Genomic DNA, 12,231 nt, shown 5'->3' with positions numbered 1-12,231 from the left:
TGATACAAAAAAAACGCAGACAAAAGTCTTTTTATCGAGGGATCCGTGCAGAAAAATTGGCAGCTTGGTGGCTACGTTGTAAAGGGTTTCACATTGCCGAAATGCGTTTTAAAACAAAATGTGGGGAAATTGATTTAATTGCACGACGTGGAAATCTTGTGTTAATTGTTGAAGTTAAAGCACGTTCAACGTTGGCTGAAGCAATGGAAGCGGTTTCCCGAATGAATGAAAAGCGAATTGAGGCAGCAGCCGATATTTGGCTCGCACGGCAAAAAGATTATGCCCTTTTATCTGTACGCTTTGATTTGATTGCAATTTTACCTTGGCGTTGGCCACAGCATATCCCTGCATTTTTTACATCTAATCAATAAGAGGCAGCCCCCATTTTAACCATACTCAATAAAAAAAATTTCGTTTTTATGTGCATATGCGTTAAAAAGTGTGTAACCGTTTGAGCGCTATAAGGAGTGAAATATGGATGATTATGAAAAGTTTGCAACAGGTTTACTCATTGTTTTTGGAGCGCTGATTATTGGTGGTTTAATGGCAATGCATATTGTACTTATGAATAAACCAGGTTTTTTATTTGCATTAGCCGCAGCTGTTGTTGGTTGGTTTTCTGCTTTTGCCGTTCTCTTTGACAAACCAAAAATCTATTTGGGCTTGATTATTCTTGCTATGATATGTGTTGCCTCTTCAATTAGCGCTTATGTTAGTTAAAACACCTGAAATGTTGATTGAGATTCCTTTTAAAATATAAAACTGAGAAATAGAAATGAAACTTGGCTTTTTGGGAACGGGTACAATCAGTGCTTCAATGGTGAATGGACTCATGACAAGCACCTTTGATGTTTCTTCCATTATTGTTTCACCTCGCAATGCACAAACAGCAGAGCGCCTTTCAAACACTTATGATAAAGTTATAATTGCTGAAAATAACCAAGCGTTGCTCGATATTAGTGATTGTGTTTTTCTTTGCTTGCCCAACCAAATTGCAGAAGGCGTTTTGCGCTCTCTTCATTTTCGTCCAGAACAGCTGGTTATTTCCGTACTTGCTATGGCAAAAGCAGCAGAAATAGAAGAGTGGATTAATCATAAAGTTTATCGTGCTGTTCCATTACCTTTTGTTGCAGAATGCAAAAATTTGACACCAGTCTATCCCGATCATCCCTTTTTACGCACTTTATTTGATGCATTGGGGGGCACATTGGTGCTGGATAAGGAAGAGCAATTTAATCTTTTTATGACAGCTGGTTCTCTGATGGGAGTATATTTTAATTTTATAGAAACAGCCCATCAGTGGTTTATAACACAGGGGTTAAAAAAACAGCAATCAGCAGAATTCCTTACCATGATGTTTGGAAATCTTACGGATGAAATGCGTAAAATTATAGCAACGAATCGTTCTGCATTTCTCGATTTTGCACTGCTTGAAAAAGAGTTTTCAACAAAGGGTGGAACAAATGAATTTTTGTCAAATTACTTTTCTCATCAAGGGGGAAGGAATGCTTTAACAACGGCTCTTGAGGCTACTTTGCAAAAAATGAATGCTTCTAAAAAGACTTGACCAACATTTTTTTATCATCTCAATAAGAAAGAGCTAAATGTTGAAGATTTATATCAAGAAAACTCATATCGAAAAATGCTTTTTACACCTGAAAAAGATACCATCTTATGAAAAGAAGAGATTTTTAAAATATTTTTTACAACCTTTTACAATTTTTCTAAATTATTTTTATTTTCTGTCTTCTTCTTTTATCCTCAATACCAATATTTTTTTCTACCTCATGGCTCTATCTCTTCTAATTTGGGTCCCCTTCAGGTTATCCAAACGCATGAATAATTTTTTGTTTATTTAACCTATATACTCCACTCACACATTAAAACTTCCCCTTACAAAGAAGCAACTATTTTTACGTCTTCCATGATTGTGTTTTAATAAACTTTCTCAAACAAATATCCATTTAAAAGAGTTGATTTTTTATTTGATCAACAATTTTACGATACAGTTTAGTATGCTCTTTACTAGGCTTAGCAACAAAAATAGGGATCCCCTCATCTGAAGAAAATCGTAAAGCTGCATCAAGCGGTATTTCCGCTAAGAAAGGGACTTCTCGACGTTCCGCTTCTGCCCGTGCACCACCATAGCCAAAAATATCATAGCGTTTTCCCGTATCAGGAGCGATAAAATAACTCATATTCTCAATAATTCCTAAAATAGGAACATTGACTTTCATGAACATTTCTATTGCTTTACGCGCATCCACTAAAGCAAGATCTTGGGGCGTAGAGACAACTAACGCACCTGTTAATTGTACCTGTTGTGCAAGCGTTAGTTGTGCATCCCCTGTACCGGGCGGCATATCAACGACTAAAACGTCCAGAGGTCCCCATAAAACGTCTCGTAACAATTGCGTTACCGCTGCCATAACCATAGGACCACGCCATACTACCGGCTTTTCTTCCTCAACCAAAAATCCCATCGACATCAATTTAAGTCCGAATTTTTCAAGAGGTTGAATCTTTTTTTCTCCAATGAGCTGTGGTTTTTGATTAACAAGTCCTGTCAAACGCGGCAAAGATGGACCATAAATATCAGCATCCATCACCCCCGTCTTGAAACCAGAATCTTGTAAAGCTAAGGCGATATTTATTGCCATCGTAGATTTTCCGACCCCTCCTTTTCCAGAAGCAACAGCAATCACATGCCGCACACCTTCTATGGGCATTTTGATAGGTAAGAGATTTGCTCTCCGTCTAGGTGCTGCCTTTGTTGTTTTTTCTGCTGTAAGTGTGATAACAACAGATTCCACTCCCTCCAAAGCACATACCATCTTTTCAGCAGAACGACGCAATGATTCCCATTCTTGCACACCTCCATCAGGAACTGTAATGGAAAAAAAAACCTTACCATCAGCAATCAATATTTCTGAAAGAAGCCCCAACGACACAATATCACTTTCAAGATCTGGTCCTTTGATTTTACGTAATACGTTGCGGACAGCCTCACTTGTAATAGAATCCACGTTCTTTCCTCTCTATAAAAATACCAGCAAATATAAGCATAAGAACGAAAAATACTTACAGGTTCATCACCTGATAATTTTCTACTTTACTCAAAATTATAAAGTATAAATTACTTATATCTTTTCTCTTTAAAAATATGAAACCATCCTTAAATAAAGAATCTCAAACATAAAATCTGCTATAAAATCCTATCAATCGTGTTTGTCTACAACCACTTTAATGAATGTTCTGATAAAAATTTTGTAAAAACAAAAACTGAAAAAAATTTTAATATTAAAGGATACTTTAAATTGAGTATACAATAATCAGTCACACTTTCTTTAATTCTTTAACGCCCTAGTCATTTATTTTCTATAGACTCAATCGTTATTTCTGACACTCTTACAGTATCGTAAAAAAAGTATCGCAGACAATTATAAGGTGTTTTGTATTCTTTCAAGAGCGAGAAAAACAATCTAAGATTGACTTTTTTTATATTTTTCCTTATGGGTTAACAGCCGTATGATAGGATAAAATCGTTCATCTCGCGCATAACTGCTCATAAAACGAAGATTAAGAAGGGCCGCACTCCGCGGTATTTAAATAAATGAAACGTACTTACCAACCCTCTAAACTTGTCCGTAAACGCCGCCATGGGTTTCGTGCACGCATGGCTACAGCTGGAGGACGTAAAGTTATTGCTGCAAGACGTGCTCGTGGACGTAAGCGGCTCTCTGCTTAACCATTTAAATTTTCACAACCGTTGAGGATTGCTCACCGTTTCTTCGTTGTGAAACTTTTGTTATGAACCTCTAATGCCTGCTTGCAGGCATTTAGTGAAATTGCGAAATGTTCTTTTATGAAGAAAAAACATCCCTGCCGTATTCGCAAAAGAGCAGACTTTTTGGCTGTCCGTACAGGAGAAAAGCGGCGTGGTCCTTTATTTTTGCTCGAAGTTAAATCTCGTGAACAAACAACAGAAAGAAAAGATTCTCTTGTTGCACGTGTAGGCTTCACTGTTACTCGTAAAAACGGTAATGCTGTGAAACGTAATCGTATCAAAAGGCGCTTGCGTGAAGCCGTAAGAGTTGGTGTAACAAACCACATGGAAGCAGGAACAGACTATGTCATTGTAGCATATCGTGATGCGTTACATGCGCCTTTTACATCCTTAATTAGTGAATTAAATCGGCGAATAAAACCAAAAATAAAACATCAGCAACAACAACAAGGGTGTACGGATGGAATATAACCGCAATTTCTTTATCGCTATTGGCTTATCTTTCGTAGTGCTCATCGCATGGCAATTTCTTCATGTTGCTCCCAAACAAGCAAAGTTACAAAAACAACAAGTCATCACACAGCAATTGTCAAAACAACAATCAACCCTTTCTACTACCACGACGAATTTTTCTGACGATACCTCAACGCATCAAGCAACATCTATCATCGAACAGCCAATGACACCTGAAATCCGGAAAGCTGTATTGGCCAAAACAAAGCGTATTGCGATCAAAACCAATGAACTGGAAGGCTCTATTAATCTTGTTGGTGCACAATTTGATGATCTTCACCTCAAAAAATATCGTTTAACAGTCGATAAAAAATCACCGGAAATCGATTTGCTGAATCCTAAGGGTTTCAAAACGACCTACCTTGCTGAATTTGGTTTTGCAAGTGCATCTTTACCAGCAAAAGCTTTGCCACAATCGGATACACAATGGCAAATAGAGGGAAACAATACAATCCTGACTCCTTCAACACCCATCACTTTAATTTATAATAATGGACAAGGACAGATCTTCCGGCGTATTCTTTCTGTTGATGATCATTTCATGTTTACCATTGAAGATTCTATCAGCAATGAAAGTGATCAACCAATATATCTCTCGTCCTATGCCCGCGTTGCACGTGCAGCACCACCAGAACATACAAATGCAACCTATTTACTTCATGAAGGTATGATAGGTATTGCAGGAGATTCGCTCAAAACTGAAAAATATAAAACCTTAGCAGAGCTTGACCCGAATCCTGATAATGGGCAAAAGAGCATGACTTTCTCAAAAGTAACAGGAGGTTGGATTGGTATTACCGATAAATATTGGGCTGTAGCAGTTATTCCCCCGCAAAATAAAGAATATACAAGCCGTTTTATTTATTTTGATCGTTTGCAAACGCATTATCAGTCTGACTTGCTAGGATCGCTTTTAACGATTGCCCCAAATGAAACAAAAACTATTACAAATCGTCTTTTTGCTGGTGCAAAACAAGTTGAAATTATTAATAACTATCAAAATGACCTAAAAATCAAAAAATTTGCTCTTTTAATTGATTGGGGCTGGTTTGATTTCATTACCAAACCAATGTTTTCTCTCATTGATATTCTTTATAAACAAACAGGAAATTTTGGTATAGCCATCCTTCTTGTCACAGTGCTCTTAAAAACTCTTCTTTTTCCTCTAGCCAATAAATCTTACAAATCTATGGCACGCATGAAGATTCTACAACCGCGGTTGCTAGAAATAAAAGAAAAATATCCCGATGATCGAACCAAGCAACAACAAGCAATAATAGAACTATATAAAACCGAAAAAATTAATCCCCTTGCAGGTTGTTGGCCAATGTTGGTTCAATTCCCAATATTCTTTGCTCTTTATAAAGTTCTCTATATAACCATTGAAATGCGCCATGCCCCTTTCTTTGGCTGGATTAAAGATTTAGCGGCACCTGATCCAACTTCTCTTTTTAACTTGTTTGGTCTCTTACCGTATACAACGCCAACATTTCTTATGATTGGTGCATGGCCTTTGATTATGGGAATAACGATGTTTTTACAAATGCGTATGAATCCCGCTCCTCAAGACCAAACCCAAGCGATGATATTCACATGGATGCCTGTTGTCTTTACTTTTATGCTTGCCTCTTTCCCTGTTGGTCTCGTCATCTATTGGGCATGGAACAATATATTATCAATCATTCAGCAAGGTATCATGATGAAGCGCCAAGGAGTGAAAATTGAGCTTTTTGATAATCTGAAAGCCATGTGGAGAAGATCACCCAAAAAAGAAGTGCATGAATGACAAGAAATTCTTCCCTTTCTGGAATTTTTTCTCGCAATTGGATTTTTATTCGTGGTGTACCAGCGATACGCTTTCTCCCCCCTGAAGGACCACCAGAAATTGCATTTGCAGGACGTTCCAATGTTGGAAAATCATCTTTAATAAACGCACTCGTCCAACAAAAAAGCTTAGCACGCACCTCAAATACACCAGGACGGACTCAAGAGCTTAATTATTTTGTTCCCGATGGCTTCAGTGGGCAGCTAGGAGATCTTCCCCCTCTAGCATTAGTAGATATGCCTGGTTATGGTTTCGCTGCTGCTCCTAAAAATCTGGTTGATGCGTGGACAAATTTGATTTTTAGCTATTTACGGGGGCGCACAACATTAAAACGTGTATATATTTTAATTGATTCACGGCACGGAATCAAAAATAATGATGAAGATGTTCTTGCTCTCCTTGATAAAGCAGCCGTTTCTTATCAAATTGTTTTGACAAAAAGCGATAAAATCAAATCAAATGCCTTGGAAAAATTAATTATGAGCACACAAACAAAGCTTCTCAAACGTCCGGCAGCTTATCCTGAGCTTCTTGTAACCTCTTCAGAAAAAGCTCTCGGTTTAGAAGAATTACGTGCTGCCATTTTGCAAACCATCGCATAAAAGAACAATTGCTATTATTAACAATTTATTAATTATAATTACTAGCAGCTGCTAATGATCTTGTACTTCTAGTCAAGCATCTTTATAAAAATGATTACTTGAAAGAATTCTCATCAACTCTATTTGATAGTGTAAATTATGCTGACACTTTTTCACTCTCCCCTATCCGCTGCCTCGCGCTTCATACGCCTCATTCTTGGGGAATATGGTGTAACCACTCAACTGATTGAAGAATATGAATGGGCAAGAAGACACGAATTTCTAGCCCTCAATCCCGCTGGTCATGTTCCTGTTTTTCTCGATGAACACGAGGTTCCATTATCAGGTCCTCTTGTTATCTGCGAATATTTAGACGAAACACATGGAAGTTTACGACAAGACAATAAGCTCTTTCCGGAAAATCCTTTAGATCGTGCGGAAGTACGCCGTCTCAATGACTGGTTCTTAAATAAATTCGAAAATGAAGCAACGCGCCATATCGTACGAGAACGAATCCATAAACGTGAAATGCCACTTGCCATTGGTGGTGGTGCTCCTAATTCACAAATTTTACGCAATGCACGTGCCAATATTTTACCACATATGAACTATCTCAACTGGCTCTGTGCCTCTCGCGATAGCTTAGTCGGTTCTGCCTTGTCCTATGCAGACCTAGCAGCAGCAGCCTCTATTTCTGTACTTGACTTTCTAGGGGAAATTGACTGGGAACAATCTCCTGCTGCCAAAGACTGGTATATGAGAATTAAATCACGCCCTTCTTTTCGTTCTCTTTTAACAGATCGCGTCCGCGGAATTGTTGCAAGTGCTCACTATGCAGATCTTGATTTCTAGCCTTCTCCCACAAACAAAAGTAAAAACGATATTTTATCTAAAGGATATTTATAGGCTTATGAATTTTTATGCATGCGTATAAACAATACGATAATACATTGATTTAGAATCATATTAAACAGAGAATAAGCCCCCCATAATATTTTCTTATTTTATCCCCCCTTATAATGCATGAAAAAATCACTTTCTTGACGTGTCACAAAAAAGATTAGCATAGGAATAATAAGAAAGGATTTTAAAGACTCTCTTTAAATATAAGAGCTGTAGCATCACTGGAAGCTAGGAAAATGAAATAACAATACTTAACGCATGTTATCCTCCATTCTCCCCAATATATGAAAAAACGCATTGCATAACATATATACTCTTTGCTCTATAATAAACAAAGCCTCATCATGCGTTTTTACAACATAACAATTTTTTCAACTGACTTTCCTAAAAGATAAAGAATCCGACAAACTCTCGTGTGTAAACAATCCAACTTCTTGTTGTCCCCTTATTTCTACACCTCTTTTACGTGATTTTATTTATGTGTAACCTATTGATGTACAACGATAAATAATCGTTTTTTTTAACTTGAATCATCAATTCCAAATACCTTTTTCTCATTACCTTCATCAAATTTGAAACAATCAAAATCGCTTGCTTATGCGTCACACATGGAATTGGTTCGTGAAAAAATATTAAAGAAAAGAATGGAAATGCCTAAGTGCCAAGGATTGTTAAAACATTAAAGGCTAACAAAACATACGGTAGTGCTAATTTTCTCTTTTATGAAGCATAAAGATAGTGGCGCAGAATAGATTTTATATTATTCATGGATACTCTCTCGTGATACCACTCACGAGCACTATCATAAAATAGTTTAGAAGTATTGAGAAATATTTCTTTAAGACAAGCGCATGAATTGACAACATAAGTGTATTTGTTTGGGAGATCTTGTTTTGCATGAAGAACGCCCCTCCCCTTAAAGAACGAAAGAAACAAAAACGTGAAGTAATACACAATCTTCATTAGGTTTCATAAGCAAACCTTATTTAGGAATATTCATCACACACTCTAACGAAAAACATCTCTATTTAAATTTGTAGATCTTATATTACTTTCTCTAAACAACAGTGTTTTACAGTACAAGAAGATAAATTAAAGCAGGAAAAATTTTTTCCTATAAAGAAAAAGAACCATTGGAAAGAAGGCAAGAATTTGCCTATACTGCACAGTGAAGTGTCATAAGGAGATAAGAATGCGCCTTACAGTTGTTGGTGCAAATGGAAGAATGGGACGTGAACTCATTACAGCAATCCAACAGAGGAGAGATGTAGAGCTTTGTGCTGTTCTTGTACGCAAAGGCTCACCGTTTGTAGGAAAAGATGCCAGTGCCTTAATTGGTTCAGATTTTCTTGGAATTGGCATTACTGACGATCCTGAAAATGCCTTTTCTAACACAGAAGGTATTTTAGATTTTTCTCAACCAGAAGCCAGTATTCTTTATGCTAACTACGCTGCTCAAAAAAGCCTTGTCCATATTATTGGCACCACAGGATTTAGCAAAACAGAAGAAGAAAAAATTGCAGATTTTGCGAAATATACAACAATTGTCAAATCCGGAAATATGAGCCTTGGAATAAATCTTTTGGCCAACCTTGTAAAGAAAGCCGCTAAAGCATTAGGCGCCGATGATTTTGATATCGAAGTTTATGAAATGCATCACGCGAACAAAGTTGACGCCCCTTCTGGAACAGCCCTTCTTCTTGGCCAAGCAGCAGCTGAAGGGCGCAATGTTATGCTTAAAAATGTGCGTGTCAACGAACGCAATGGTCATATAGGTAAACGCGAAAAAGGCTCCATTGGCTTTTCTTGTTCACGTGGTGGAACAGTTGTTGGAGAACACAGTGTCATTTTTGCCGGTTCCCATGAGCGCATTATTCTTTCACATACAGCGCAAGAACGCTCTATCTTTGCCAATGGCGCATTAAAAGCAGCTTTGTGGGCAAAAAATCATGAAAACGGTCTTTATTCCATGCTCGATGTTTTGGGATTGAACGATGAATTTTAAACAATCAATAGAATAGAGGCAATTCATAATGGAACGCATACTTGTACTAATTCGTCATGGACAAAGTGAATGGAATCTCAAAAACCTTTTTACCGGTTGGAAAGATCCCGATTTAACAGAAAAAGGTCATGCAGAAGCGATAGCAGCAGGAAAAAAACTGAAAGAATATGGTTTGAAGTTTGATATCGCTTATACATCTGCCTTACAGCGTGCTCAAAAAACGGCTCAGTACATTTTAGAGCAAATGGGACAATCAGATTTAGAAGTGATAAAAAATCCCGCATTAAATGAACGTAATTATGGTGATCTTTCTGGTTTAAATAAAGATGAAGTACGCCAACAATGGGGGCAAGAGCAAGTGCAAATGTGGCGCCGCTCTTATACGATTGCGCCTCCGAATGGAGAAAGCCTACGCGACACCGGTGCGCGCATCTGGCCTTATTATCTTTACCATATCCAGCCTCATATTTTGCGCTCCCAAACTGTTTTGATCGCAGCGCATGGAAACTCTCTTCGTGCTCTTATTATGGCGCTTGAAGGTCTCTCCGGTGAGGAAATTATATCTCAAGAATTAGCGACCGGCATTCCTATTATTTATACATTTAATCCGGATTCAACAATTTTATCAAAGACAGTTCTCACACCTTAAACTTCTAAAATCATGATCTCCCAAAAAATTTAATTCAATCGTTTTAAGCAAAAAAATAAATTCTATAATTTCATTGACAGAATTGCTTCATACGCTTAGATCAATTTTATGAGCCCAGATGGCGGAATTGGTAGACGCGCAGGTTTCAGGTACCTGTGCCGCAAGGCGTGGAGGTTCGAGTCCTCTTTTGGGCACCATTTTCATATTTAATGTATTGAAATACATAGATTTTTTCTTTAAATAACCATTTTAAGACCACCTTTTGAACCGCCTTCTACGGTTTATACAACTTTACCTAATTTACTCCTATTTGCTCCTTATTTTTCTTTGGAGTGACGGTTAAGATCTTCTTTCTTTCGTCCACCTCACTGCTCTACCTAGCTTATATAGTTCTGGAAATACCCCTTTGAAGTACCCAATTACAAATCGTGGTTGTGGATACACTAAAAAGCTTTGCACATTCACGGGTTGTTACATATCTATCTCCATCATCAAATATCATCTCATTACCTTTCTCTTTTTTATGTTATACAAATGGGCGGGGGTGTTGGGGGAAGAACCCCCATAGGTTTAAGCAGCTTTTGTTAAAATCTTTTGCATCTCTTGTTCTATTTCCGCTAAGAAGGTTTCAACAGTTTTATTGATCTCTTCAATGTGTTTCTCATCACGGAGGATGCGTTTGATTTTCATTCTCAAACCAGTAGATTTACCTACAAAGTTTGGATTATAGCTAATGAAATCACACCATTTGCGTCCTGTGCATACCATTTGGAATTGCATCTGCGCGTGATATTCAGGCTTGATTTCGTCATACACAAAAAACGAAGATGGGTCGTTGATTGTGGACATTTGACTTCAATTAAACCGTCTTCTCCAATAAGCTCCTTTTGTAAAGGTGAATCGTGATGGAAAAATCAATTGGACGCGCAGTTCCAACAATGAACAAACCATCACAACAATTATCCGCGAAAACGGTTATCGTCTTTGGGGCAATCGCACTCTTTCAGGCGATATAAAATTTGCTTTCTTATCGGTGGTGAGAACCGAGGATATGATCAATGACGCCATTTTGCGCGGGCATCTATAGGCTGTCGACCGCAATATCAAAAAAACTACATGAGTGACGTGAGTGAAAACGTCATCCATATGGATAAAGAGGATACATGATAGGTTATAAACCAGATGTAGAGCCCCTCATTAAAAAGGTTGCTTAAGTACCTTCCTTCCCCCATCTTTAAAAGTGGGAAGCAGATCAAGCTGCTTCTTCTAAAGCCGCTTGTTCCTTACAATTATTTTGGATAGACGTTAAGCTAATCTGCAAATTTAAAGCACTCAAAACACTGAGAAAAGTAGAAAGTCGTGGGTCACCCTTGTCGCTTAAAGAACGATAAAGAGACTCTCTTGATAACCCTGTATTTTGAGCGATTTTACTCATTCCTTGATTTTTCACTATTATGCCAAGAGCATGCGCAAGATACTTGCTATCCTTGCTTTCAAGAGCATCTTGTAAAAGAATTTTCTGAGTCTCAGGCGTTTTGAAATATTCCCTTGTATCAAACTTGGTGATTTCCATTTTTTATTTCCTTTACTAATTGAAGAGCTTTTTCAATATCTTTTTGCTGAGTAGATTTATCGCCGCCATTAAGTAACAAAATAATCTCTTTTCCTTGTTTGAAAAAATAAACACGATAGCCTAGTCCGCGATTTATTTTTAATTCTCCAATTCCACGAAAGAATTTTGCGTTACCAAGAAATCCTGTTTCTATTCTTGCAATCCATGTAACAACATGTGCTTGCGCAATCTCATCTTTTAAATAATCTAGCAATTTCATAAAGTATTTTGTTTTGTACACTGTAAATAGTTGTGTCTTATCAGATACAGAATAAATACTGTCAAATACATTATTTTGTTCCAATGAACAAGCTACATAGGTTTTAACAAGCCATCCTTTCAAATGGGAAAAATAT

At 37.5% G+C, this 12,231-nt stretch carries 13 protein-coding genes, 1 tRNA gene and 3 pseudogenes; 12 read left to right on the top strand and 5 right to left on the bottom strand.

All coding sequences use genetic code 11. The features are described 5' to 3' along the window. Positions 1–2: 2 nt before the first annotated feature. The 3 genes from ACFIKD_RS06070 to ACFIKD_RS06060 all read left to right on the top strand — a co-directional run bounded on the left by ACFIKD_RS06070 (position 3) and on the right by ACFIKD_RS06060 (position 1,567). Positions 3–371, top strand: a complete 369-nt coding sequence (locus ACFIKD_RS06070; RefSeq protein ID WP_375636343.1) for a YraN family protein — start codon at positions 3–5, stop codon at positions 369–371. Between the two features lie 103 nt (positions 372–474). After that, on the top strand, positions 475–720 hold the full coding sequence (locus ACFIKD_RS06065; RefSeq protein ID WP_015856281.1) for a hypothetical protein: 246 nt from the start codon (positions 475–477) through the stop codon (positions 718–720). A gap of 55 nt (positions 721–775) precedes the next feature. After that, a complete protein-coding gene (locus ACFIKD_RS06060) occupies positions 776–1,567 on the top strand; it encodes a pyrroline-5-carboxylate reductase (RefSeq protein ID WP_375636324.1) in 792 nt (263 codons plus the stop codon). A gap of 397 nt (positions 1,568–1,964) precedes the next feature. On the opposite strand, the gene ACFIKD_RS06055 is transcribed toward ACFIKD_RS06060, so the two are convergent. Continuing rightward, entirely contained in the window at positions 1,965–3,026 is a 1,062-nt protein-coding gene (locus ACFIKD_RS06055; protein WP_375644692.1) for an Mrp/NBP35 family ATP-binding protein, read from the bottom strand. Between the two features lie 587 nt (positions 3,027–3,613). On the opposite strand from ACFIKD_RS06055, the gene rpmH reads away from it, so the two are divergent. The 8 genes from rpmH to ACFIKD_RS06015 all read left to right on the top strand — a co-directional run bounded on the left by rpmH (position 3,614) and on the right by ACFIKD_RS06015 (position 10,460). Continuing rightward, complete coding sequence (gene rpmH, locus ACFIKD_RS06050) at positions 3,614–3,748, top strand: 50S ribosomal protein L34 (RefSeq protein WP_005864709.1); 135 nt, start codon at positions 3,614–3,616, stop codon at positions 3,746–3,748. Positions 3,749–3,865: 117 nt separating this feature from the next. Continuing rightward, complete coding sequence (gene rnpA / locus ACFIKD_RS06045; protein WP_015856278.1) at positions 3,866–4,258, top strand: ribonuclease P protein component; 393 nt, start codon at positions 3,866–3,868, stop codon at positions 4,256–4,258. Beyond that, positions 4,248–6,086 carry a membrane protein insertase YidC gene (yidC, locus tag ACFIKD_RS06040; RefSeq protein ID WP_375647482.1) on the top strand — a complete coding sequence of 613 codons (1,839 nt, stop codon included), beginning with the start codon at positions 4,248–4,250 and terminating at the stop codon, positions 6,084–6,086. Before rnpA ends, yidC begins: the two co-directional genes overlap by 11 nt. Next, complete coding sequence (gene yihA / locus ACFIKD_RS06035; RefSeq protein ID WP_375644689.1) at positions 6,083–6,727, top strand: ribosome biogenesis GTP-binding protein YihA/YsxC; 645 nt, start codon at positions 6,083–6,085, stop codon at positions 6,725–6,727. Before yidC ends, yihA begins: the two co-directional genes overlap by 4 nt. Positions 6,728–6,865: 138 nt before the next feature. After that, on the top strand, positions 6,866–7,558 hold the full coding sequence (locus ACFIKD_RS06030; RefSeq protein WP_208439566.1) for a glutathione S-transferase family protein: 693 nt from the start codon (positions 6,866–6,868) through the stop codon (positions 7,556–7,558). A gap of 1,243 nt (positions 7,559–8,801) precedes the next feature. Beyond that, positions 8,802–9,614, top strand: a complete 813-nt coding sequence (gene dapB, locus ACFIKD_RS06025) for a 4-hydroxy-tetrahydrodipicolinate reductase (RefSeq protein WP_375636318.1) — start codon at positions 8,802–8,804, stop codon at positions 9,612–9,614. Positions 9,615–9,642: 28 nt separating this feature from the next. Continuing rightward, entirely contained in the window at positions 9,643–10,263 is a 621-nt protein-coding gene (locus ACFIKD_RS06020) for a 2,3-bisphosphoglycerate-dependent phosphoglycerate mutase (protein ID WP_375636317.1), read from the top strand. Between the two features lie 112 nt (positions 10,264–10,375). Beyond that, positions 10,376–10,460, top strand: a tRNA-Leu gene (locus tag ACFIKD_RS06015). Positions 10,461–10,558: 98 nt separating this feature from the next. On the opposite strand, the pseudogene ACFIKD_RS06010 reads toward ACFIKD_RS06015, so the two are convergent. Together ACFIKD_RS06010 and ACFIKD_RS06005 are read right to left on the bottom strand one after the other, a co-directional pair. Next, positions 10,559–10,765: pseudogene (locus ACFIKD_RS06010) on the bottom strand (helix-turn-helix transcriptional regulator). Between the two features lie 68 nt (positions 10,766–10,833). After that, positions 10,834–11,144, bottom strand: a pseudogene (locus ACFIKD_RS06005) (YqaJ viral recombinase family protein); the annotation flags it as partial. Between the two features lie 56 nt (positions 11,145–11,200). On the opposite strand from ACFIKD_RS06005, the pseudogene ACFIKD_RS06000 reads away from it, so the two are divergent. Then, positions 11,201–11,347 (top strand): annotated as a pseudogene (locus tag ACFIKD_RS06000) (phage tail protein); the annotation flags it as partial. Between the two features lie 168 nt (positions 11,348–11,515). Here the strand turns inward: ACFIKD_RS06000 and ACFIKD_RS05995 are convergent. Continuing rightward, positions 11,516–11,836, bottom strand: a complete 321-nt coding sequence (locus tag ACFIKD_RS05995; RefSeq protein ID WP_012755081.1) for an addiction module antidote protein — start codon at positions 11,834–11,836, stop codon at positions 11,516–11,518. Next, positions 11,817–12,095 carry a type II toxin-antitoxin system RelE/ParE family toxin gene (locus ACFIKD_RS05990; protein ID WP_012755080.1) on the bottom strand — a complete coding sequence of 93 codons (279 nt, stop codon included), beginning with the start codon at positions 12,093–12,095 and terminating at the stop codon, positions 11,817–11,819. Before ACFIKD_RS05990 ends, ACFIKD_RS05995 begins: the two co-directional genes overlap by 20 nt. Between the last annotated feature and the right edge of the window lie 136 nt (positions 12,096–12,231).

This window comes from Bartonella sp. CR84HXZ (assembly GCF_042194535.1).
Lineage (GTDB): Bacteria > Pseudomonadota > Alphaproteobacteria > Rhizobiales > Rhizobiaceae > Bartonella > Bartonella grahamii.
This window is presented reverse-complemented; position numbering and strand designations above follow the sequence as displayed.